The sequence below is a fragment of the Ochrobactrum sp. P6BSIII genome, assembly GCF_014138065.1.
Taxonomy (GTDB): Bacteria; Pseudomonadota; Alphaproteobacteria; order Rhizobiales; family Rhizobiaceae; genus Brucella.
In genome coordinates, this window is the sequence record NZ_JACGXB010000001.1 from 178,770 (window position 1) to 201,097 (window position 22,328).

Sequence of the window (22,328 nt, forward strand, 5' to 3'; positions counted from 1 at the left end):
GAGCGCCACGCGGCTTTGGGGGGAGAGAGGGAGGATAAAGCCGCGATTCAAACCGTGCGCGGATCAAGGTCCGGCGCACGGGAGAAACGGTAGCTCAGCGGGGCATGTCCAAGACCAGCCCCGCCAGGCGCGAGCTATTTAAGGCAGGTTGCGCACGTCGTCAGGCGACATGTACATCGGCATCATATTGGTATCGAGGTGATGCATGACCCAGATGGAGCCTGCAAGCACGATGGCCAGAATGATGACCGTGAAGATGAGCGCCAGAATATTCCAGCCACCTTCCGACTTCGGATCGAGGTGCAGGAAGTAAACCAGATGCACCAGGATCTGAACGACGGCGATGCCGAGAACAACAGCCGCGGTCGTGGCAGGCGTGAAATAGCCGTTCATCGCCAGAAGGAATGGAACGACGGTGAGAACAACCGCCAGCACGAAGCCAATCAGATAGGACTTCAGGCTGCCGTGCGCGGCATGATCGTGTGTTTCGTGTGCAGAACTCATCACAGTACACCCAGCAGATAGACAAGGGTAAAGACGCCAATCCAGATGATGTCCAGGAAGTGCCAGAAGAGGCTGAGGCACATCACGCGCGTCTGGTTCTTTTCCGTCAGACCGTCACGCAAAAGCTGGGCGGAGAGCACCAGAATCCAGATCAGGCCGGACGTGATGTGAAGACCGTGGGTTCCGACCAGCGCGAAGAAGGCCGAAAGGAACGCGCTGCGGCTCGGACCGGCATCTTCGAGAATCAGGTGATGGAATTCATAGACTTCCATCACGAGGAACGCGGCGCCCAGCAGGAACGTTACGCCCAGCCAGAACAGCACGCCTGCACGGTTCTTCTTGTACATGGACAGTGTCGCCAGACCGTAGGTCAGCGACGACACCAGCAGCAGCATGGTTTCGGTCAACACAAACTGCAGATCGAAGAGTTCACGGCCGGTCGGGCCGCCCGCGAACTGGTGCGCCAGAACGGCGTAGGTTGCAAACAGGCCCGAGAACAGGACGCAGTCGCTCATCAGGTAGATCCAGAAGCCGACCAGCGTGGTCGACCCTGCATCATGATGGTCCTCGTGAGCAGGATGCTCGTTGCCGCCCTTGAATGGACCAGCAGTTGAAATGCTAGCGCTCATGGATCAAGCCTCCTGAGCCGTCAGTTGCCGGGTGCGAAGGTCTTCGACGCTCTGCACTTCTTCGGCCGAGACGTAATAGTCTCTGTCATTGTTGAACGAGTGGAAGATCGCAACGGCCAGCACACCCACGGCAGCTGCAATTGCCAGCCACCAGATATGCCACACCAGAGCAAAGCCGAGCGGGATGTTCATGATGCCGATGATGAAGCCGGTACCGGTGTTCTTCGGCATGTGAATGCGGGCGAACTTTTCCGTGCGGCGCACATAACCGTTCTGCTTCATATCCCACCAGCTGTCGTGGTCGCGGACATGCGGCACTTCAGCGAAGTTGTAGAATGCAGGCGGGGAAGCCAGCGACCATTCCAGCGTACGGCCTGTACCCCAGCTGTCGCCGTTGTTGTCGCGCAGCTTTTCGCGGTCGCGGATCGAAACGGCGATCTGCAAAACCTGGAACACGATACCGCACAGGATGATCGCAACGCCGACGGCGGCGATGATCAGATAGATGTGCCATGCCGGATTTTCGGTGTGGTTCAGACGACGGGTCATGCCCATCAGGCCAAGCACGTAGAGCGGCATGAAGGCCATGATGAAGCCGACCAGCCAGCACCAGAACGCGTTGCGGCCCAGACGTTCGTTCAGCTTGAAGCCGAAAGCCTTCGGCCACCAGTAGACGAGACCGGCGAAGCAGCCGAACAGCACGCCCGAGATGATCACATTGTGGAAGTGGGCGATCAGGAACACCGAGTTGTGCAGCACGAAATCCGCAGGCGGAACAGCAAGCAGAACGCCCGTCATACCGCCAACCACGAAGGTGCACATGAAGCCGATGGTCCAAAGAACCGGCGTTTCCATGCGGACGCGGCCCTTATACATCGTGAACAGCCAGTTGAAGACCTTCGCACCCGTCGGGATCGAGATGATCATCGTCGCCACGCCGAAGAAGGCATTGACGTTGGCGCCGCCACCCATGGTGAAGAAGTGGTGCACCCAGACGAGGAACGACAGGACCGTAATGGCGACAGTTGCGTAGACCATCGACTTGTAGCCGAAGAGACGCTTGCCGGAGAAGGTCGCGATGATTTCGGAGAAGACACCGAAAGCAGGCAGGATGAGGATGTAGACTTCCGGGTGACCCCAGATCCAGATCAGGTTCACATACATCATCGGATTACCACCAGCATCATTGGTGAAGAAGTGGAAATCCAGATAGCGGTCCAGCGACAGCAGGGCCAGCGTGACGGTGAGGATCGGGAAGGCCGCGACGATCAGCACGTTCGAGCAGAGCGCGGTCCAGGTGAAGACCGGAACCTGCATCATGCCCATGCCGGGCGCGCGCATCTTGATGATCGTGGTGATCAGGTTGACGCCAGAAAGCAGCGTGCCCATACCGGAAATCTGCAAGGCCCAGATATAGTAATCCACGCCGACATCCGGGCTGAATTCCTTACCCGACAGCGGCGGATAAGCGAGCCAGCCGGTCTTGGCGAATTCGCCGATACCGAGCGACAGGTTGATCAGAACCGCACCGGCAACCGTGAGCCAGAAGCTCAGCGAGTTGAGGTATGGGAAAGCAACGTCGCGTGCACCGATCTGAAGCGGAACTGCAAAGTTCATCAGACCGACGACGAAAGGCATCGCCACGAAGAAGATCATGATCACGCCATGGGCGGTGAAGACCTGGTCGTAGTGATGCGGCGGGAGAAAGCCTTCATTCGCGCCCGAGGCAAGAGCCTGCTGCGCGCGCATCATCACGGCGTCCGAGAAGCCGCGGAACAGCATCACGAAAGCCAGAATGATGTACATGATGCCGATACGCTTGTGATCGACCGACGTCAGCCAGTCTTTCCAGAGCGGGACCCATTTTCCGTAGTAGGTGATGGCTGCCAGAATAGCGAGCGCACCGCCAGCCACCGCGGTCAATGTGACCATGATGATCGGCTCGTGGTACGGGATCGCTTCCAGCGTAAGTTTTCCGAACATTTTTATCACGCTTCGATTGGAGCAATTCCGGGAAAGCCAATAATGGCTATCATTCCGGAACCGCGTGAAACAAAAGATTGAATGCGAACGGCCGCGACCTCATACGAGATCACGGCGCAAAGGCAGATCAGTTTTCGAGCTGCGACAGACGCTGCGGCGCGACTGCACAGATGATGTCGCTCGCCCACTGGCTGAAATCGACAGGCGAAGACTTGCGCAGGTTTGAGCGTGCTTCGCGGATCATCTGCTGACGGTGCATTTCGTCATCCATGCAGACGGACTTGCCGTCCCAGCAGCGGTTCACGATGTCGTGGAACAGCGTCTGGTCATTATAGGTGAAGAACTGCACCGCATGCTTTTCGCTCGGCTGAACCAGCGATGCATAGCGATCGCGGCCCAATTCTTCGCCCTTGGCCTTCACGTCGGCAACCCATTTGTCGAAGTCGGCCTGATTGTAGGAATGCGCCTTGAAGCGCATCTGGGCAAAGCCCTGACCGCTGTAATTGGCGGAAATACCGTCGAACTCGCCTTCATGGTTGGCGACGAGATGCAGCTTCGTCTGCATGCTCGGCATGGTGTAGACCATGCTGCCCAAGGCCGGAACGAAGAAGGAGTTCATGATGTTGCTGGAGGTCAGCTTGAAGTTGACCGGAACATCAACGGGCATGGCCATTTCATTGACGCTGGCGACGCCCAGATCGGGATAGATGAAAAGCCACTTCCAGTCGAGCGCAACCACTTCGACATTGATCGGCTTCACGCTGGATTCCAGCGGGCGGTACGGATCGAGCTTATGCGTGCTGATCCAGGTAACCGTGCCGAGAACCACGATGATCGCCAGAGGAATGAGCCAAACGCCCAGTTCGATCTTGGTGGAGTGGTGCCAGTCGGGCTGGTAATCCGCCTTTTCATTCGTGGCGCGGTACTTCCAGGCGAAGAACAGCGTCATGAAGATGACGGGCAGCACGACGAGCAGCATGAGGCCGGTCGCAAAAAGGATGAGATCGCGTTCTGCTACGCCGACCTCTCCCTTTGGAGAGAGAAGAACCTGGTTCTCGCAGCCGGCAAGAAACGCAGTCAGGGCCAGTACGGCGAACGAAGCGATCGTCCGAGGGATGCCGAGTTTCATTTGTCTTTCCATCCTGCACCGATGCGATCTGAAAATCTGAAACCCGCTGCCACAGATGATTGCGGTCAGGCGTCTCAGTTCTTCAGATCGCACCAGAGCGATTTCGTCGTCAGTGTGGTTTTGAACCTGAAATCCCTTCCAGGCTGCCCAGACATTGGGAACCGCAGAGGTTCATCATGTCGCGAGCGTCAAATCCGGCACGTATGTCGTTTTTCAGTTTTCGGTAAATTCTGAAAATTCCAAAAGTACCGTTATATCGAATAATTCCGTTTGTCACCTGTCTGGAGAGATTTGTGCTGGATCGTAATGTCGCGGTCAAAACCCCGCAAAACGGACTCCAATTGGCGGAAACAGGCATCTCCGCAGGCGCCTGATCACGGGGAATGGAACCCCTTTTACGCCGACGCGGCGGTGAATTAGCCTTTCATCACCATGCATGCAAGTACGACCAATGGATAAATCCTGGCTTTTCCGCACTGTGGCGAGACAACAAACAACATTGTGAAGTCGCCGAGCCGCGACTAAGACAATCTGGATAGTGAGAAAGGCGCCCCATGATTTTCGCAGACTTGCCGCTCGATGATGCCGAAGGCGCCGTACTCGCCTATGCGGTAACGGCAGGTGCGCTCGTCCTGCGCAAGGGAACCGTGCTGAACAACGAACATTGCGTGGCCCTGCAACAGGCTGGCCTCACAAGCGTTCTCGCTGCCCGCTTCGAGCCCGGCGATATCGGCGAAGACGAAGCCGCACAGGCAATCGGGACCACACTCGCCTCCGCCACAATCCATACCGGCGCGGCGACCACCGGACGTATCAATCTTTTCGCCAGTGCAGACGGTGTCTTTTGCGTCGACCCGTCCCGTATCCATGCGGTCAATGCGCATGATGCGCGCATTTCTCTCGCGACGATCCGTAATCACATGCGCGTGGAAGCCGGCCAAATGGTCGCGACCGTCAAGATCATTCCCTTTGCCGTACCGAAAAGCCTGGTTGACGACATATGCCCCCTGCTCGACGGAGACAGGGCCGTTGAGGTCAAGGCGTTTCGCCCGTTACGTATCGGCCTGATCCAGTCGCGCCTCCCTTCGATCCGCGAGACCGTCCTCGACAAGACGCGCGAACTGATGGAAAAGCGCGCGGCGCGCAATGGCGGCATATTGATTATCGAAAAGCGTGTCGCCCACGAGACGGAAGCGCTCGGCAGCGCCATAGCGGACCTGAGCAGCGGCTGCGACATTCTTGTGATTTTCAGCGCATCGGCGGTCGCCGACGCCACCGACATCGTGCCGCGCTCGATCCTGCAAAGTGGCGGACAAATTTTGCGCGTTGGCATGCCGGTCGACCCCGGCAATCTGCTCGTGCTGGGAAAGCGCGACGGCAAGTATATCGTCGCCGCGCCGGGATCCGCCCGCAGCATACGGGAAAACAGCCTCGACTGGGTGCTCGACCGCCTGATGGCAGGCATGAACCTCAGCTCAAAAGACCTGTCCCGCATGGGTGTTGGTGGCCTTCTGTTATAAGCTATTGCTGAGAGCGCGTTTCGATCTGATTGGATCAGATCGGCGTTCTAACAGTTTGTTATAACGCGCATCTTGTCCGAAAACCGTTTCACACTTTTCGGGATGCGCTCTAGATTTCGTAGTCGAAAACCAGAATGCCATCGAGACCGCCCTCGGCAGCTTCGACAAGGCCTTTGCCGACCTTGACGTGTTCCGGATGCGGGAGATAGGCGTCACGCGCCGCAGCATCGGCAAAATCCACTACAAAGCCGTGACGAAAGCCTTTTTCCAGCCGTTCAGGGCTGTTGTTGGCGCCGGTGGTGACGGAAATGATGCCATCGATCTTACCCTTGAGAGCAACGACCGAAGCCAGCGCCTGATCAATGGCTGCGCCATCGAGTTCCGGCTTGAACTTAATCAGAACAATATGACGTATCATGAGATTCACCGCTGTTTGGAAACAGTGTTTCTTACGCCAATTCGTGCCTGCCGGAAATGCAAAAAGGCAAATCGCAAGAACGCCCAAAAACGAAAAAGGCCGGGATGAACCCGACCTTCCGCTTTCACCTGAGTTGACGCCGGTTCATCCGCGGTCGTCTTCCCAAGTGAATTCCCGATACGGAGCTAGACATAAGCCCTCTCCGTTTCAAGTTTGTGACATTCCCGAACAATTCCGCCGTCGGGTAGAAATTCGTCTGCCGAGGCAGGCCGCCTGATATCAGGCCGCCATCGCCGTTTCGGCATATTCGGGATGATTGTAATTCCAAATCTCGACCAGACACTGATGCATCAAATCGAGATCAACCGGACCAATCCGGCTCAAGACCAGATCAAGATCATCGCGCTCAACACCACGGTTAAGAAGCTCGACAATCGCTTCCGTCAGAATCATTTTATCGTCAAATCTGTAGCGCTGCATAAACCTGCTCCGCTATCTGCCCCAGCTCTTCATGATTTCAGACTAGACACTTATGGTTAACCGAGGCTTAAGCCACAGAAAACTTACGCAACTTTGACTGACACCACGCAACTGACGCGAATATTTACCCCTGACGGCTTATCGCCGTTTCCCAATATGAATTATGAAATGCACGCTATAAAACAGTCAGAATATAGTCAGACCGAACAAGAATAAGTCTCATTCTTACTCTATGTTCGGATAAAGACAAGCAAAAACTGGCGATGGTATTTATTTCACAAAACTCTTTTAAAGCGTTCACATGACTTTTTTCAAAAGATACGCCCGATGGTCGTTCAATTGCGTCAAGCTTGGCGCACTTGCTGCTTTGATTGGCGCAAGTGTGCTGGGCGGCTATTTGTATACGATCCAGTATAATGGCAATGTCCATGCGATTGTGCCCGGACAGGCTTATCGCGCAAACCAGCCCGATCCTGCGCGGATTGCTGCGCTGCAAAAAACCTATGGCATCAAGACCATTATCAATCTGCGCGGCCCGGAACCGGGGTCGCGCTGGTATGACAGGGAAATCGAGACTTCCGATGCTCTTGGTATCCACCATATGGATTTTGAAATGTCGGCCAGCAAACGGCTTACGCCCCAGCGCGCGCGGGAATTGATTGCACTGATGCAGAGCGCAGAAAAGCCGATCCTCATTCACTGTAAGTCAGGTTCGGACCGCACGGGTCTCGCGGCAGCGCTTTATGTAGCAGCCATCTCCAAGGGAGGCGAGCGCAAGGCAGAACAGCAAATGTCCATCGCCTATGGGCATTTCGGTTTTCCGGGCAGCCCCACCCACGCGATGGAAGACACTTTCGAAGAGCTTGAACCGGCTCTCGGATTTCACGATTCCTGACGGTTCATCTCTCACCTGAACCCTGAATGCAAAAAACGCCGGGACAAGCCCGGCGTTTCCTTATTTGCTCGAAAAGTCTTATTCGAGGCCGACGATCTTGCCGTCATCCCACTTGAAGATGTCGAAGCTCGGCGAGCTGAGGTCGCCGTTTTCGCCATAGGTCAGTGTGCCGATCGCGGTTTCGATAGGCTTGCCGTCATGCAGAGCCTTGGCAACGGCAGCCGAATCATCAGCCGAACCGGCGCTTTCGATACCAGCCTTGATGACTTCAACAGCAGCATAGGCGTTCATCGTGAAGGCTTCAGCCGGGATGCCCTTGGCCTTGAGCGCTTCGATAGCGTCCTTGGAAGCCGGGTTCTTCGTGGCGTCCTTTGCGTTGGTGAACAGCGTGCCCTGTGCGTTGGTGCCGCCGATTGCCCAATATTCGGTGTTGGACAGGCCTTCACCGCCGAGAACCAGTGCCTGCATGCCAGCGTCATGCAGCTGACGCGACAGCAGACCGCCTTCAGCATGGTAGCCGCCGAAATAAACGACTTCAGCGCCTGCCGACTTCAGCTTGGTAACCAGCGCGCTGAAATCCTTGTCGCCCGGGGTGACGGAGTCATAATGAACTTCCGTAATGCCGCCCTTGTTGATCGCAGCCTTGAAAGCGTCGGCCAGACCCTTGCCGTAAGCGCCCTTATCGTGGATCACGGCGACCTTCTTGTCCTTCATGGTCTTCAGGACAAAATCAGCCATGACTTCAGCCTGCTGGTCGTCGCGGCCGCAGGTGCGGAACACGTTTTCCAGCTTGCGTGCGGTCAGGTCCGGGCCGGTAGCGGTTGGGGTGACCATCAGAACGCCGTTTTCCGAGAAAACGTCGGATACTGGAATGGCAACGCCGGTCGTGACCGGACCAACGACGAACTTGATGCCGTCGCCGACAATCTGGTTGGCAGCGGAAACGCCCTGCTTCGGCTCACCGGCATCGTCGGCGAACTTCAGAACGATCTTCTCGCCCTTGATGCCGCCAGCCTTGTTGATGACTTCGGCAGCGGTTTCTGCGCCCTTCTTCACCTGATCGCCGAAAGCGGCAACCGGACCCGTCAGCGGTGCAACAACGCCGATGGTGATATCCGCATAAGCGGCGCTGGCAAAACCGAGTGTAGCTGCAAAAGCTACGCTGGACAGAAGTTTCAGGTTCATTCTTTTTCTCCTTTGGTGGGGCGCCGTCCAGGGACGCGCCCTCATCTAACCCATGATGGCAACCCATCCGGTCAATTCTCAGCGCTCATATGCTGCCGAATTGCCGGGCCCTCCCTTTTGTTTCATCTTACGATTTCAAAGGGTCGATCCAAAAGCGCGCCGCACCGCACCCAAAAAGGGACTGGAGCCATAATATTATCCAAAACAGCCTCGGCGGTTTCGGAAAACTGCTCCAAAACGGGAGCCGCTTTCGTGATGTGCTAAGAATGCATTTCCGGCTGTCGATTGCAAGGGGCCAAGTACCCACAATTACAACGAAAATCCGCTCCTCCCTTTTATGCGTTCCCTCCCTTCCATGATGGTGATTGTTTCGCAAAAAAGGCCGCGATCCCTTCCGCGGCCTCCGGTGTTTCCCATGTGTCGGCAAGACGGGTCAGCGTCATATCGATGACGGCTTCGTCAATCGGCGCGACCAGCGCATGCACGAGCCGTTTCGACGCCGCAACCGCCGCCGGTGCAGTGGAAAAATAGGGCTTAATCTCCTCCTCCACCGCCGCATCCAGTTGTTCAGCCTCGACCACCCGATGCAGCAGGCCGATGCGCATTGCCTCCTGCGCGTCGAACAATCTGGCAGAGGTAAACATGCGCAGCGCATTCGCCTGCCCGATGCGCGCCACGACATAAGGGCTGATCGTTGCCGGTATCAGGCCAAGCTTTGTCTCGGTAAGCCCGAAGCGCGCACCAGCAACACCGATGGCGGCATCGCAGACGCTAATGAGACCGACACCACCACCATAGGCCTGACCGTTGACGCACCCGATCAGCGGCTTTGGCAGATCGCGGAGCGCCTTCAGCATCAGAGCAAGCTTGCGTGCTTCTTCAATCCGCTGCGCGCGACTGGCATTCACCTGCGCCTGCATCCAGCCCAGATCGCCGCCCGCGCAAAAGCTTTTACCTGCGCCGGTCAGAACGACAATCCTGACCGCAGCATTATCGGCCAGATGCAGCGTCGCGGTGGTCAGTTCATCGATCATCAGGCCGGACAGCACATTGTGCTGCTCAGGCCGGTTCAGCGTCAGCGTTGCAACGCCACGTGCATCAATCGCAACATCGATGGTCTCAAAGTCGCTCATGCAGCTTTGTCCTGCCGCAGCGCCTGCGCGAACAATGCCGCCGACCGCAGCTTGTCCAGATCGAGCCCGGTTTCAAAACCCATTTCATGCAGCATCTCGACGACGGAAACCGTATCGACATTGCCCTTGGCGCCCGGCGCAAAAGGGCAGCCGCCCAAGCCGCCGACCGAAGCATCGAAAACCCGCAGGCCCTTTTCCAGACTGACGCGGATATTGTCGAGGGCGCGTCCGCCTGTGTCGTGATAATGGCCCGCCAGACTATGTGCGGGCGCAATCGCCAACACCGCATCCAGCATGGCCGCGACCTTGTCCGGCGTACCGCGCCCAATCGTGTCGCCAAGGCTCACCTCATGGCAACCGAGCGTGAAAAGCTGCTCGGTGACATCGGCCACGGCCTGCGGCGCGGTCGGTCCGTCATAGGGACATTCGACAACGCAACTGACATAGCCGCGTATAGCCAACCCGTCATTGATCGCAGCACCGATCACCGGCGACAGGCGCTCAATGCTTTCGGCAATCGTGCAGTTGATATTGGCTTTCGAAAACCCTTCCGAAGCGGAAATGAAGACCGCGACCTCGTCCGCATTGGCTGCTGCCGCCGCCTCATAGCCCTTCATATTCGGCACGAGCACCGAATAGCGCACGCTGTCGGCGCGACGAATACCGGCCATCACCTCTGCCGCATCGGCCAGTTGCGGAACCCATTTCGGGCTGACGAAACTCGTCGCCTCAATGCGGGCATAACCGCAACCGGACAGGCGGTCGATCAGCGCGATCTTGTCAGCCGTCGGCACAAAGCGCTTCTCGTTTTGCAGCCCGTCACGTGCCGCCATTTCAACGATTTCGACATGGTCAGCCATGGTCTTCCTCCAATTCGACAAGCAGCGCGCCTTCATTGATCTGATCGCCCGCTGCGACCGTCACCGTCGCAACCTTGCCGTCGCGCGGCGCGGTCAGCGACAGTTCCATCTTCATCGCTTCCATCGTCACCAGCGGATCGCCCTTGGTGACGATGGCGCCCTCCACGGCGGACACAAGCCGTACCAGTCCCGGCATTGGCGCCAGAATGCGGCTTTCGGTGGCGGCGTCATCTTCCGCTCCGGCAGACAGCACATGATGAAATATGGTGTCGCGTCCGTCGAACTGCACCGTCACATCCTGACCGATCCGCACAGCAGATGCTTGCGCCACACGACTATCCAGACCAAACCGGACCACACCGCTTTCGTGACTGCGGATTTCGACCAGGCCGAAGTCGAAGCCGAAACGCCCCTGATCATCGATCGTGAAACGGATCGCCCGGCGATCACCCTGATGATCCAGCGTGACCGACCGCGATGCATCGCCCCAAAGACGGAAACCGCGCAGGCGCGTCCAAGGATCAATTTGGGGATCATTTTGGGGCTCGTCTTTTGCCGGTGCATCCAGAAGATCGAGCGCTGTCAATGCCGCCAGTGCAAAGGCGATTTCCGATGGTGGCTCTTGGGCAAAAAAATGCCCCGCTTCCCGCGCAATCAGCCCGGTGTCGACATCGCCACTGCGAAAAGCGTCCAGCTTGCAGAGTGCCGACAGAAACTGGCGATTGGTGACAAGACCGGCAATGCGGGTCTTACCCAGCGCCGCGTCCAGCCGGTTCAGCGCTTCGTCGCGATTGCGGCCATGGACGATGATCTTCGCGATCATCGGATCGTAGAACGGTGTGATCGTATCGCCAGACCGCACACCGGAATCGGTGCGCGCCTGTTCCGGCGGGGCGAAAAGAGCAAGCTTGCCCGTTGCGGGCAGAAAATCACGCGCCGGGTCCTCGGCGTAAAGACGAGCCTCGAAAGCCCAGCCGTCGATGGCAAGTTCGTCCTGTCGCTTCGGCAAGGTTTCGCCCGAGGCCACGCGCAATTGCCACTCGACCAGATCGAGACCGGTGATCGCCTCCGTCACCGGATGCTCCACCTGCAAGCGTGTGTTCATTTCCATGAAGAAGAACCGGTCAGGCCGCAGCCCTTCCGACACATCGGCGATGAACTCCACCGTGCCTGCACCGGAATAGCCAATGGCCAAGGCGGCCTTCACCGCGGCTTCGCCCATGGCCGTGCGCATATCCGGCGTCATGCCGGGTGCTGGCGCTTCTTCGATCACCTTCTGGTGGCGACGTTGCAGCGAGCAATCGCGCTCGAAGAGATGGACCGCATTGCCGTGATCATCGCCAAAGACCTGCACCTCGATATGGCGCGGCTTGGTCATGTATTTTTCCACCAGCACGGCGCTGTCGCCAAAGGAGGCTTCTGCCTCGCGGCGCGCGCTGTCCAGTGCTACTGCGAAATCCGCCGCCTGATCGACACGCCGCATGCCCTTGCCGCCGCCGCCTGCACGTGCCTTGATAAGCACGGGATAACCAATACGGTCCGCCTCGCTTTTGAGGAAAGCGCCATCCTGATTGTCGCCGTGATAGCCCGGCACAACCGGCACACCGGCTTTTTCCATCAGCGCCTTGGCAGCATCCTTCAGCCCCATGGCGCGGATGGCTTTTGCAGATGGGCCAATGAAGGTCAGCCCCGCCGCCTCGACAGCGTCGACAAAGCCAGCGTTCTCCGAGAGAAAGCCATAGCCCGGATGGATTGCCTCCGCGCCGGTTTCCAGTGCTGCTTTGATGATCGCCTCAATATTGAGATAGCTTTGCGCCGAAAGCGCCGGACCGACGCCGACGGCCTCGTCGGCCATCTCCACATGGAGCGCATTGGCATCCGCATCCGAATAGATCGCCACCGTGGCGATACCGAATTCATGCGCAGTGCGGATGACCCGGCAAGCTATTTCCCCGCGATTGGCAATCAGTATTTTCCTAAACATCTGATTACCTCCCTACATTCTGAACAAGCCGAAGCGCGTCGGCTCGACCTGCGCGTTCAGCGTTGCGGAAAGCGACAGTCCCAGCACTTCACGGCACTTGCGCGGATCGACAACGCCATCGTCCCAAAGCCGCGCAGAGGCATAAAGCGGGTGGCTCTGGCGCTCGAACATGTCTAGCGTCGGGCGCTTAAACTCCGCTTCCTCTTCCGCCGACCATGTTCCGCCGGTGCGTTCAATCCCGTCACGCTTGACGGTTGCCAGCACGCCCGCCGCCTGTTCGCCGCCCATCACCGCAATGCGGCTGTTCGGCCAGGTCCACAGGAAGCGCGGCGAATAGGCCCGCCCCGCCATGCCGTAATTGCCTGCGCCATAGGATGCGCCAATCAGCATGGTGATTTTCGGCACATTGGCCGTTGCCACAGCTGTCACCAGCTTGGCGCCATGCTTAGCAATGCCCTCGGCCTCATATTTGCGCCCGACCATGAAGCCGGTGATATTTTGCAGGAAAATCAGCGGAATATTGCGCTGGCAGCAAAGCTCGATGAAATGCGCGCCCTTGGTGGCCGCTTCGGAAAACAGCACACCATTATTGGCGATAATCCCGACCGGCATGCCGTAAATGCTCGCGAAACCGCAAACCAGCGTGGTGCCATAGCGCGCCTTGAACTCATCGAAATCCGAGCCGTCGACCAGCCGCGCGATCACTTCGCGCACATCATAGGGAATGCGTGTATCGGCGGAAACCACGCCGAGCAGTTCTTCCGGGTCGTAAAGCGGAGCAGCACCTTCGCCCTTCGGAATGAAGGAGCGTTTTTCGCTGTTGAGATTGGCCGCGATGGCGCGCGCAATCTGCAAGGCATGGGCGTCGTCATTGGCCAGATGATCGGCCACGCCGGACAGCCTCGTATGCACATCGCCGCCGCCGAGATCTTCCGCCGTCACCACTTCGCCGGTTGCGGCCTTCACCAGCGGCGGTCCCGCCAGAAAGATCGTACCCTGATTGCGCACGATCACCGTCTCGTCGCTCATGGCGGGCACATAAGCACCGCCTGCGGTGCATGACCCCATGACCACGGCAACCTGCGGAATACCCGCTGCCGACATCTGCGCCTGATTATAAAATATGCGTCCGAAATGGTCGCGATCCGGGAATACCTCGTCCTGATTAGGCAGGTTGGCCCCACCGGAATCCACCAGATAGATGCAGGGCAAGCGATTCTCGCCCGCGATCTCCTGCGCGCGCAGATGCTTTTTCACGGTTACCGGGTAATAGGTGCCGCCTTTCACCGTCGCATCGTTGCAGACGATCATGCATTCGCGGCCCGATACGCGCCCGATGCCGGTGATGATGCCGCCGGATGGCGCAGCGCCGCCATACATGCCGTGCCCCGCCGTCAATCCGACTTCCAGAAACGGCGATCCCGGATCCAGCAATTGCGCAACGCGGTCACGGGGAAGCAGCTTGCCGCGAGAAACATGACGCTCGCGCGCTTTTTCACCACCGCCATCGATGGCAAGGCGAGACGCCTCGGCCACGATATCGATGGCCTCAAGCAGGGCTTTGCGGTTGGCCTGATAGGTCGCGCCGCGCGTCGATATCTCGGATTTCAGAACCGGCATTAACGGGTCTCCTGAAACAATTCCCGTCCGATCAGCATACGCCGGATTTCCGACGTGCCTGCACCGATTTCGTAAAGCTTGGCGTCGCGCAGCAGACGCCCGGTCGGATAATCATTGATATAGCCGTTGCCGCCCAGCGACTGGATTGCCTGCAAGGCCATCTGGGTCGCATTTTCCGCCGTATAGAGAATGCAGCCCGCCGCATCCTTGCGCGTGGTCTCGCCCCGGTCACAGGCCGCCGCCACCGCATAGGTGTAAGCGCGCGAGGCGTTGAAGGTCACATACATGTCGGCAAGCTTGCCCTGCATCAGCTGGAACTCGCCAATCGGCTGATCGAACTGCTTGCGCTCATGCACATAGGGCACCACGACATCGAGACAGGCCGCCATGATGCCGAGCGGACCGCCCGCCAGCACCACGCGCTCATAGTCGAGACCGGACATCAGCACATTGACGCCCTTACCGACTTCGCCCAGCAGATTTTCAGCTGGAACTTCGCAATTTTCGAACACCAGCTCGCAAGTGTTGGAGCCGCGCATGCCGAGCTTGTCGAGCTTTTGTGCCGTGGAGAAGCCAGCAAAGCCTTTTTCTACGATGAAGGCGCTGATCCCGCGCGAGCCAGCCGCCGGATCGGTCTTGGCATAGACCACCAGCACATCCGCATCGGGGCCGTTGGTGATCCACATCTTGTTGCCGTTAAGAACGTATCTGTCGCCCCGCTTTTCGGCGCGAAGTTTCATCGAAACAACGTCGGAACCGGCCCCCGGCTCAGACATGGCAAGCGCGCCGACATGTTCACCGGAAATGAGCTTTGGGAGATATTTCGCCCGCTGTTCAGGCGAACCATTGCGCTTGAGCTGATTGACGCAGAGATTGGAATGCGCGCCATAGCTGAGGCCAATCGAGGCCGAGGTGCGGCTGATCTCTTCCATGGCCACGCAATGGGCGAGATACCCCAGCCCAGCGCCGCCATATTCTTCGGGCGCGGTAATGCCGAGTACACCCAGCTCACCCAGTTCACGCCACAGATGCATGGGAAATGCGTTATTGCGGTCGGTTTCGGCGGCAAGCGGCGCAATGCGGCTTTCAGCGAAACGGCGCACCGTATCACGAAGGGCTTCGATCTCCTCGCCAAGACCGAAATTCATGCCCGAAGCAAACATACTCGTCCTCCACAAGTTCTGCCCGGTATCCGCCTTTCGCAAGACAGATATTTTTATGACGCATTGTCCTGCGCAAAACCGCTACGCACTTTTGCTGGAAATGCTCCATATCCGGTCAGAGTGTCCCGTGGCGGCCAAATAGGCAATGGCTTTGCGCGGCGTTCTGTGGCTATTTATTGCCGGATAACGCAATTTTGTTGCGCATGTTATCCGGCAATTCCAAGCAGTTGGAGGTTGATCAGATCAATCCTCCTGAAGCTCGGTAATGTCGCGATAAAGCTCGAGTGCTTCCGGATTGGCCAGCGCCTCGCGGTTTTTCACGTCGCGACCGTGCACGATATCACGAACGGCAAGCTCGACGATCTTGCCAGATTTGGTGCGCGGAATATCCGCAACCGCAACAATCTTTGCCGGAACATGGCGCGGTGTCGCGCCGGTGCGAATCTTGGTCTTGATCCGCGCCTTCAGATCGTCATCGAGCGCCACACCTGCGGCAAGCCGCACGAAGAGCACAACCCGGACATCCTTGTCCCAGTCCTGACCGATGCAGAGCGCCTCAGCGATCTCCGGCATCTGCTCGACCTGATTGTAGATTTCCGCCGTGCCGATACGCACGCCACCGGGGTTCAGCGTTGCGTCCGAACGGCCATGGATGACGATGCCGTCATGCTCTGTCCATTCCGCAAAATCGCCATGGCACCAGATATTGTCGAAGCGCTCGAAATAAGCCGCCTGATATTTTGCACCGTCCGGATCGTTCCAGAACTGCAGCGGCATGCACGGAAACGCCTTGGTGCAGACCAGTTCGCCTTTCTGCATGCGCACCGGCTGGCCGTCATCGTTCCAGACATCGACAGCCATGCCGAGGCCCGCGCCCTGAATTTCGCCCAGCCAAACGGGTTCCGTCGGCACACCCAGCACGAAGCAGGACACGATATCCGTTCCGCCTGAAATGGACGCAAGATGCACATCCGGCTTGATCGCGTCATAAACGAAAGCAAAGCCCTCCGGCGACAAGGGCGAGCCAGTGGACGATACTGTACGCAGTGCCGAAAGATCGTGTGTTTCACCCGGCTTCAGACCGGCTTTCAACACAGCATCGATAAATTTCGCCGACGTGCCGAAATAGGTCATGCCTTCGGCCTGAGCATAATCGAACAGCACATTGCCGTCGGGATAGAACGGCGAGCCGTCATAGAGCAGCAAGGTAGCCCCGGAACCGATGCCCGAGGCAAGCCAGTTCCACATCATCCAGCCGCATGTGGTGAAATAGAAGAAGCGGTCACCTTCGCGGATATCCGCATGGAGCTGCTGTTCCTTCAGATGCTGCAACAGCACCCCACCAGCGCGATGGACGATGCATTTTGGAATGCCGGTCGTGCCGGACGAAAACAGAATATAGATCGGGTGATCAAAAGGCAGACGCGTGAATTCCACCGGCTTGGCGGCGAAGGCGCTCAGCGCTTCGTCGAGTGCAATGCCCTTCTCGGCGTTCTGCGCGACGGCTTCCGCCTCGCCCAGATAGGACACGATTACCGATCTCCGCAGTCCCGGCAGCTTTGCCGTTACCTGCGCGACCTTGTCGGCCACCTCGATGCGCTTGCCATTGTACCAATAGCCATCGCAAGCAAAAAACAGTTTTGGCTCGATCTGGCCGAAACGGTCGAGCACGCCCTGCACGCCGAAATCCGGCGAGCACGACGACCAGACGGCACCGATGGAGCTGGCAGCCAGCATCAGCGCAACCGCTTCCGGCATATTGGGCATCATGCCGGCAATGCGGTCGCCGGGTTCCACGCCTTCCGACAGCATGAATTGCTGGAGCTTTGAAACCAGCGCGTGCAGATCGTTCCAGCTCAGGCGACGTTCGACCTTGTCTTCGCCGCGGAAGACAATCGCGTCGTCGCGGCCCTGCTGGCGCAGAAGATTTTCCGCGAAATTGAGACGTGCTTCGGGGAAGAATTTCGCCTCGCGCATATGTCCTTTGTCGACAAGGGCCGTTTCGCCACGCTCGCCAATGACGTTGCAGAAATCCCAGATGAGCGTCCAGAAGCCAGCGCGATCTTCCACCGACCAGCGATGCAACGCCGCATAATCCGGCAGGTCAAGGCCGGTGCGCTGTTCAGCGCGAATGCGGAATTGCTCCAGCGTGCTGGCTGCGATGCGTTGCGCATCGGGCTGCCACAGCGGATGGTCTTGCGAAAACTGCGTGGAAACTGCCTCAGTGCTCATCATTCCTCCCTACACAGGCGCAGCCAATATCCGTTTACGAGCCGCGCCGCCTGAGATTTCTAAAAGAGACTTCCCGACAGGTCCATGTTTTTTCACAGCCATGCGTCGTGTCAGCGCATCACTCTTGCGTTTTCGTTCTGTTGTCCGCCCACATCTCGAGGCGTCGCACCGCCCAGCGATGGACCGGATTTTCAAACAGATGCCATGCGACGACAGCGGTAACGATGCTGGCAAGGACGGCCAAGCTCATCAACACAATCGCACTGATGGTCGTTTGCCCCCAACTACTGGGAACCAGCTTGAAAAACACCACGCCGACCAGCGGGTGGAGAATGAAAATGCCGAAACTGTAGCGTGACATTTTAACGAAGCCGCTCCATTGCAGCGGCGTGTAAAGATTCTGTCGACTGGCCGCAAAAAGCACATAGATGCTGAAATAGAGAAAGACGAGCCGCCATGGCCCTTCAAGCGTTGCCGTGTTCGGAATCCCGCTTTTCGGATGATAGAACAGAAAGATCACCAGACAGGCCGCCAAAGCGAGTTTGATGAAGCTCTTCGGCAAATCGCCGTGCTTCTGCCGCGCGAGCCACATGCCGAACAGGAAGGACGGCAAGACGCGGAAAACGCCAAGATCGGCACACTGCACCCGTGTCAGGGACGGAGTTTCCAGAACTCGCGCCGCATATTCGCCCCCAAGCAGAGCCGCGACGACCAGGACTAGCACCCAGTCACCGAAGCGCTTGCAGAGCCAGTCGAACAGCGGGAAGCACAGATACATCAGGAACAAGGCGCTGAGAGACCAGCTGACATAATTGTAGGAAAAGCTCTTTCCCAGCCCCCAGTTATGTACAAGCAGCAATTGAGCCAGCCCGTCACGCCAGTTCATGTTTGGCGGCACGGATGGGTGGAACAGCCCCGCAGCCGCCAGTATCGACATCAGGGCGAAACAGGAAAAGGCAGCCACATGTAACGGATAGATTCGCGCAAGCCGCTTGCCGACGAAAGACACGTAGCGGACGAAATTCCAATCATAATTGGAGCGAAGAGCCAGAAACAATCCAGACAGAATAAAAAAGATATCCGTAAAATAAGCAAATGTTAATATAACAGAATGCACCGCCTCATTGTCGACGGATACCCGGAAAGAATAATGGAAGAATGCGATCCCAAGACACAATACAAACCGAAGACCATCGAAATCAGGTAACCGTTTCATCTAAATGACATCGCAAAAATACTGTAACATATAAGTCAGTATATGCTTCCACGATAAAGTCGAGCATGAATTGATCTAGCGGGCAAAAAAATGACGAAAGACGAAGCCTGAACGACAGAAAACTCTCCGGCAGAGAGCGAAAGATGGTCATTCAATTCGGAGGAAATTTGGTGGAGCCAAGCGGGATCGAACCGCTGACCTCCTGCATGCCATGCAGGCGCTCTCCCAGCTGAGCTATGGCCCCATCAGACCTCTTTCGAGGTGGGCCAGGCAGAACTTGCTGCCCGGTGTGGCGGCTTATTAAATGGCGTTTGCCAGAAGATCAAGAGCTAAATCGCAACTCTTTTCACATCTGCGAAAATAATTTCGCCCAATGCCCACCTCCGCCGCCGGAGGCTGTGGAAAGCGCTCAACCACGACGCCAAAAAGAAAGGGCAGCTCGTGAGCTGCCCTTTCCACAATTCCAAAAAATCGAAGCGATCCCCGAAGGATCAGCCTTCTTCGTCGTCGCCGCCGACGCCACCGCCGAGGATACCCGACATGTCGTCGTCCTCGTCTTCCTCTTCTTCGAGGAAGGTGTCGTCATCGTCGTCGCCCAGATCAACGTCGTCGTCGTCGCCCATATCCGGCAGATCGTCGCCGCCGCCCTTCGCTTCGTCGTCGGCATCCTCGAGAGAAACGAAATCCGGCTTTTCCATTGCCGTATCCAGTTCTTCCTCTTCGGCTTCCTCTTCAACGACGCGCGCTTCTGCATTCGCGTCGAAATAGGAGCGCGGATAGGAGATGCCGGTGTAAGGCGAAACGATCGGATCGCGATTCAGATCGTAAAACTTCTTGCCCGTTTCCGGGTCGATGCGCTTGGTACCAAGTTCAGCTTTTGCCACGTTGAGCCTCGTGAGTTTTATTCCCGTTACGCCCGTGGCGCGTGGCCACTTTTATAAAGGGGGCATAAATTCATTTCAAAAACGCGCCTGCTGAGCTTCTCAGGCCACCACTATGGTTCTTATTATACCCCGGAGCCCGTTGCATAGCGAGAAAAGTGGGTGGTGCGCGCCTTAACTGTGTTGTTCGGTGCATAAACGCAATTTGGCGCATTTGTCAAAGCGAAAGACTCCGAATGACGCAGACTCTTTCTTATAGCTGCGTTCGGCAGCGTATCAGCGGCGTATTCGCGGATGACCGTTCACTATTACTATGCTAGTGAAGCCCCGCTTATCTCTTAATCCCGGCGCGTGTTCGCGCCAAAAATGCGACAGTGAAAAATCCATGTCCCATTCCGCTTCCCCGAAACCCGCAGTCGCCCGCCGCTCGGAGGCACTGGTCGGCGAAATTCGCATTCCGGGCGACAAGTCCATTTCCCACCGCTCTTTCATGTTCGGCGGCCTGGCATCGGGCGAGACCCGCATCACCGGCCTGCTGGAAGGTGAAGACGTCATCAATACCGGCCGCGCCATGCAGGCGATGGGCGCCAAGATCGAAAAGGACGGCGACGTCTGGATCATCAATGGAGTCGGCAATGGCTGCCTGCTCGAGCCGGAAGCCCCGCTCGACTTCGGCAATGCCGGCACCGGTGCGCGTCTGACCATGGGCCTCGTCGGCACCTATGACATGACCACAGCTTTTATCGGTGACGCTTCCCTGTCACGCCGCCCGATGGGCCGCGTGCTCGACCCGCTGCGCCAGATGGGCGTGCAGGTGAAGTCGACCGACGGCGACCGCATGCCGCTGACCCTCGTTGGACCGAGCGTCGCCAATCCGATCACCTATCGCGTGCCGATGGCGTCCGCGCAGGTGAAATCGGCTGTGCTGCTGGCCGGCCTCAACACGCCGGGCGTCACAACGGTTATCGAGCCGGTCATGACCCGCGACCACACCGAAAAGATGCTGCAGGGCTTTGGCGCCGACCTGACCGTCGAAACAGACAAGAACGGTGTGCGCCATATCCGCATCACCGGACAGGGCAAGCTGATCGGCCAGACCATCGATGTTCCGGGCGACCCGTCCTCGACGGCTTTCCCGCTGGTAGCAGCGCTGCTGGTCGAAGGTTCGGATGTCACCATCCGCAACGTTCTGATGAACCCGACCCGCACGGGCCTGATCCTCACCTTGCAGGAAATGGGCGCGGATATCGAAGTCTTCAATGAACGCCTTGCCGGCGGCGAAGATGTCGCCGATCTGCGCGTGAAATCGTCCCGGCTGAAGGGCGTCACCGTTCCACCGGAACGCGCGCCTTCGATGATCGACGAATATCCGGTGCTGGCCATCGCCGCGAGTTTCGCTGAAGGTGAAACGGTGATGGACGGGCTCGATGAGCTGCGCGTCAAGGAATCGGATCGCCTGGCAGCTGTTGCCCGCGGCCTTGAAGTCAATGGTGTCGATTGCACGGAAGGCGAAATGTCGCTGACCGTTCGCGGTCGCCCAGACGGCAAGGGGCTCGGCGGCGGTGTCGTCGCAACCCATCTCGATCACCGTATCGCGATGAGCTTCCTCGTTATGGGCCTCGCATCGGAAAAGCCTGTGACGGTTGACGACAGCACGATGATTGCAACCTCTTTCCCGGAATTCATGGACCTCATGACGGGAATGGGTGCGAAGATCGAGCCGAGCGAAGCCGAATGAAGCCATTCATCGTCGCCATCGACGGACCGGCAGCTTCGGGCAAGGGAACCCTTGCCCGGCGCATCGCCACGCATTACGGCATACCGCATCTCGACACCGGGCTGACCTATCGCGCAGTCGCCAAGGCGCTGCTCGACAAGAACCTGCCGCTCGACGACGAGCTGCTGGCCGCTGATGCCGCACGCCACCTCGATCTGCGCGAAATGGACAAGACCGTCCTGTCTGCTCATGATATCGGCGAGGCCGCATCGAAGGTGGCAGTCATGCCAGCCGTGCGGCGTGCGCTTGTCGAAGCCCAGCGCCATTTTGCTGCAGCCCTTCCAGCCAGCGTTCTTGACGGCCGCGATATCGGCACCGTGGTCTGCCCCAAGGCGGAGATAAAGCTGTTCGTCACGGCCTCGCCGGAAGTGCGGGCGGAGCGGCGTTTTGACGAGATCGTTTCGAAGGGTGGCACTGCCGATCTTGGCGAAATTGTCGCTGATCTGAAGAAGCGCGACGCGCGCGACACCAACCGCACTGATTCTCCGTTGCGCCCTGCTGAAGACGCGCACTTGCTTGATACAAGCGAAATGAGTATAGAAGCGGCATTTCTGGCGGCGAAAAATCTCATCGACGAGGCTCTCGCGCGTCACAAGGCATGATGATCAGGCTTTTTACGGCTCTTTGAGCTGAATTTGCCCCGGAAATGCTGGAAAAATGCCAGATCAGCCCTATATAGGCTGCTCTGATAGAGCATGGCCTCGAAAGCTGTAAAACGG

At 57.9% G+C, this 22,328-nt stretch carries 19 protein-coding genes and 1 tRNA gene; 4 read left to right on the forward strand and 16 right to left on the reverse strand.

The features are described from left to right. Positions 1-138: 138 nt before the first annotated feature. From cyoD to cyoA, 4 genes are all read right to left on the reverse strand, one after another. Complete coding sequence (gene cyoD / locus FHW00_RS00770) at positions 139-504, reverse strand: cytochrome o ubiquinol oxidase subunit IV (RefSeq protein ID WP_078337797.1); 366 nt, start codon at positions 502-504, stop codon at positions 139-141. Then, positions 504-1,133 (reverse strand): cytochrome o ubiquinol oxidase subunit III, encoded by a 630-nt coding sequence (gene cyoC, locus FHW00_RS00775; RefSeq protein ID WP_078337796.1) that lies wholly within the window; start codon positions 1,131-1,133, stop codon positions 504-506. The genes cyoD and cyoC overlap by 1 nt, the downstream gene beginning before the upstream one ends. Before the next feature lie 3 nt (positions 1,134-1,136). After that, positions 1,137-3,116: a cytochrome o ubiquinol oxidase subunit I gene (gene cyoB, locus FHW00_RS00780; RefSeq protein ID WP_078337795.1), complete on the reverse strand. Its 1,980-nt coding sequence runs from the start codon at positions 3,114-3,116 to the stop codon at positions 1,137-1,139. Positions 3,117-3,243: 127 nt separating this feature from the next. Beyond that, complete coding sequence (gene cyoA, locus FHW00_RS00785; RefSeq protein WP_078337794.1) at positions 3,244-4,245, reverse strand: ubiquinol oxidase subunit II; 1,002 nt, start codon at positions 4,243-4,245, stop codon at positions 3,244-3,246. Between the two features lie 554 nt (positions 4,246-4,799). On the opposite strand from cyoA, the gene FHW00_RS00790 reads away from it, so the two are divergent. Continuing rightward, positions 4,800-5,765 carry a molybdopterin-binding protein gene (locus FHW00_RS00790; protein WP_078337793.1) on the forward strand — a complete coding sequence of 322 codons (966 nt, stop codon included), beginning with the start codon at positions 4,800-4,802 and terminating at the stop codon, positions 5,763-5,765. A 109-nt stretch (positions 5,766-5,874) separates the two neighbouring features. On the opposite strand, the gene FHW00_RS00795 is transcribed toward FHW00_RS00790, so the two are convergent. Then, positions 5,875-6,183: a Dabb family protein gene (locus tag FHW00_RS00795; protein WP_078337827.1), complete on the reverse strand. Its 309-nt coding sequence runs from the start codon at positions 6,181-6,183 to the stop codon at positions 5,875-5,877. A 279-nt stretch (positions 6,184-6,462) separates the two neighbouring features. Next, the gene (locus tag FHW00_RS00800; RefSeq protein ID WP_078337792.1) at positions 6,463-6,663 is read right to left on the reverse strand and encodes a hypothetical protein; all 201 of its coding nucleotides are present in this window, start codon (positions 6,661-6,663) and stop codon (positions 6,463-6,465) included. A 301-nt stretch (positions 6,664-6,964) separates the two neighbouring features. Here FHW00_RS00800 and FHW00_RS00805 point away from each other — a divergent pair, with 301 nt between their 5' ends. Then, on the forward strand, positions 6,965-7,558 hold the full coding sequence (locus tag FHW00_RS00805; protein WP_078337791.1) for a tyrosine-protein phosphatase: 594 nt from the start codon (positions 6,965-6,967) through the stop codon (positions 7,556-7,558). A gap of 78 nt (positions 7,559-7,636) precedes the next feature. On the opposite strand, the gene FHW00_RS00810 is transcribed toward FHW00_RS00805, so the two are convergent. From FHW00_RS00810 to FHW00_RS00855, 10 genes are all read right to left on the reverse strand, one after another. After that, positions 7,637-8,743 carry a branched-chain amino acid ABC transporter substrate-binding protein gene (locus FHW00_RS00810; protein ID WP_078337790.1) on the reverse strand — a complete coding sequence of 369 codons (1,107 nt, stop codon included), beginning with the start codon at positions 8,741-8,743 and terminating at the stop codon, positions 7,637-7,639. A 335-nt stretch (positions 8,744-9,078) separates the two neighbouring features. Further along, positions 9,079-9,876, reverse strand: coding sequence for a crotonase/enoyl-CoA hydratase family protein (locus tag FHW00_RS00815; RefSeq protein ID WP_078337789.1), 798 nt, complete (start codon positions 9,874-9,876; stop codon positions 9,079-9,081). Beyond that, a complete protein-coding gene (locus FHW00_RS00820) occupies positions 9,873-10,736 on the reverse strand; it encodes a hydroxymethylglutaryl-CoA lyase (RefSeq protein WP_078337788.1) in 864 nt (287 codons plus the stop codon). The genes FHW00_RS00815 and FHW00_RS00820 overlap by 4 nt, the downstream gene beginning before the upstream one ends. Beyond that, entirely contained in the window at positions 10,729-12,720 is a 1,992-nt protein-coding gene (locus FHW00_RS00825) for an acetyl-CoA carboxylase biotin carboxylase subunit (protein ID WP_182514631.1), read from the reverse strand. The genes FHW00_RS00820 and FHW00_RS00825 overlap by 8 nt, the downstream gene beginning before the upstream one ends. Positions 12,721-12,732: 12 nt before the next feature. Next, the gene (locus FHW00_RS00830; RefSeq protein ID WP_078337787.1) at positions 12,733-14,340 is read right to left on the reverse strand and encodes a carboxyl transferase domain-containing protein; all 1,608 of its coding nucleotides are present in this window, start codon (positions 14,338-14,340) and stop codon (positions 12,733-12,735) included. Beyond that, a complete protein-coding gene (locus FHW00_RS00835) occupies positions 14,340-15,488 on the reverse strand; it encodes an isovaleryl-CoA dehydrogenase (RefSeq protein WP_176168304.1) in 1,149 nt (382 codons plus the stop codon). The genes FHW00_RS00830 and FHW00_RS00835 overlap by 1 nt, the downstream gene beginning before the upstream one ends. A gap of 258 nt (positions 15,489-15,746) precedes the next feature. Beyond that, positions 15,747-17,735 carry an acetoacetate--CoA ligase gene (locus FHW00_RS00840; protein ID WP_113533741.1) on the reverse strand — a complete coding sequence of 663 codons (1,989 nt, stop codon included), beginning with the start codon at positions 17,733-17,735 and terminating at the stop codon, positions 15,747-15,749. Positions 17,736-17,853: 118 nt separating this feature from the next. Further along, positions 17,854-18,951 carry an acyltransferase family protein gene (locus tag FHW00_RS00845; protein ID WP_078337785.1) on the reverse strand — a complete coding sequence of 366 codons (1,098 nt, stop codon included), beginning with the start codon at positions 18,949-18,951 and terminating at the stop codon, positions 17,854-17,856. 168 nt (positions 18,952-19,119) lie between these two features. Further along, positions 19,120-19,195 (reverse strand) — tRNA-Ala (locus FHW00_RS00850). Positions 19,196-19,442: 247 nt separating this feature from the next. Beyond that, the gene (locus FHW00_RS00855) at positions 19,443-19,835 is read right to left on the reverse strand and encodes a TIGR02300 family protein (protein WP_078337784.1); all 393 of its coding nucleotides are present in this window, start codon (positions 19,833-19,835) and stop codon (positions 19,443-19,445) included. A 382-nt stretch (positions 19,836-20,217) separates the two neighbouring features. On the opposite strand from FHW00_RS00855, the gene aroA reads away from it, so the two are divergent. Both aroA and cmk read left to right on the forward strand, forming a co-directional pair. Then, positions 20,218-21,570, forward strand: coding sequence for a 3-phosphoshikimate 1-carboxyvinyltransferase (gene aroA, locus FHW00_RS00860; RefSeq protein WP_182514632.1), 1,353 nt, complete (start codon positions 20,218-20,220; stop codon positions 21,568-21,570). Next, positions 21,567-22,211, forward strand: a complete 645-nt coding sequence (gene cmk, locus FHW00_RS00865; protein WP_078337783.1) for a (d)CMP kinase — start codon at positions 21,567-21,569, stop codon at positions 22,209-22,211. Before aroA ends, cmk begins: the two co-directional genes overlap by 4 nt. Positions 22,212-22,328 lie beyond the last annotated feature (117 nt).

Bases quoted from the DNA above. Each gene is read 5' to 3' on its own strand.
- cyoD (WP_078337797.1), bottom strand. From the start codon at position 504: ATGAGTTCTGCACACGAAACACACGATCATGCCGCGCACGGCAGCCTG.
- cyoC (WP_078337796.1), bottom strand. From the start codon at position 1,133: ATGAGCGCTAGCATTTCAACTGCTGGTCCATTCAAGGGCGGCAACGAG.
- cyoB (WP_078337795.1), bottom strand. From the start codon at position 3,116: ATGTTCGGAAAACTTACGCTGGAAGCGATCCCGTACCACGAGCCGATC.
- cyoA (WP_078337794.1), bottom strand. From the start codon at position 4,245: ATGAAACTCGGCATCCCTCGGACGATCGCTTCGTTCGCCGTACTGGCC.
- FHW00_RS00790 (WP_078337793.1), top strand. From the start codon at position 4,800: ATGATTTTCGCAGACTTGCCGCTCGATGATGCCGAAGGCGCCGTACTC.
- FHW00_RS00795 (WP_078337827.1), bottom strand. From the start codon at position 6,183: ATGATACGTCATATTGTTCTGATTAAGTTCAAGCCGGAACTCGATGGC.
- FHW00_RS00800 (WP_078337792.1), bottom strand. From the start codon at position 6,663: ATGCAGCGCTACAGATTTGACGATAAAATGATTCTGACGGAAGCGATT.
- FHW00_RS00805 (WP_078337791.1), top strand. From the start codon at position 6,965: ATGACTTTTTTCAAAAGATACGCCCGATGGTCGTTCAATTGCGTCAAG.
- FHW00_RS00810 (WP_078337790.1), bottom strand. From the start codon at position 8,743: ATGAACCTGAAACTTCTGTCCAGCGTAGCTTTTGCAGCTACACTCGGT.
- FHW00_RS00815 (WP_078337789.1), bottom strand. From the start codon at position 9,876: ATGAGCGACTTTGAGACCATCGATGTTGCGATTGATGCACGTGGCGTT.
- FHW00_RS00820 (WP_078337788.1), bottom strand. From the start codon at position 10,736: ATGGCTGACCATGTCGAAATCGTTGAAATGGCGGCACGTGACGGGCTG.
- FHW00_RS00825 (WP_182514631.1), bottom strand. From the start codon at position 12,720: ATGTTTAGGAAAATACTGATTGCCAATCGCGGGGAAATAGCTTGCCGG.
- FHW00_RS00830 (WP_078337787.1), bottom strand. From the start codon at position 14,340: ATGCCGGTTCTGAAATCCGAGATATCGACGCGCGGCGCGACCTATCAG.
- FHW00_RS00835 (WP_176168304.1), bottom strand. From the start codon at position 15,488: ATGAATTTCGGTCTTGGCGAGGAGATCGAAGCCCTTCGTGATACGGTG.
- FHW00_RS00840 (WP_113533741.1), bottom strand. From the start codon at position 17,735: ATGAGCACTGAGGCAGTTTCCACGCAGTTTTCGCAAGACCATCCGCTG.
- FHW00_RS00845 (WP_078337785.1), bottom strand. From the start codon at position 18,951: ATGAAACGGTTACCTGATTTCGATGGTCTTCGGTTTGTATTGTGTCTT.
- aroA (WP_182514632.1), top strand. From the start codon at position 20,218: ATGTCCCATTCCGCTTCCCCGAAACCCGCAGTCGCCCGCCGCTCGGAG.
- cmk (WP_078337783.1), top strand. From the start codon at position 21,567: ATGAAGCCATTCATCGTCGCCATCGACGGACCGGCAGCTTCGGGCAAG.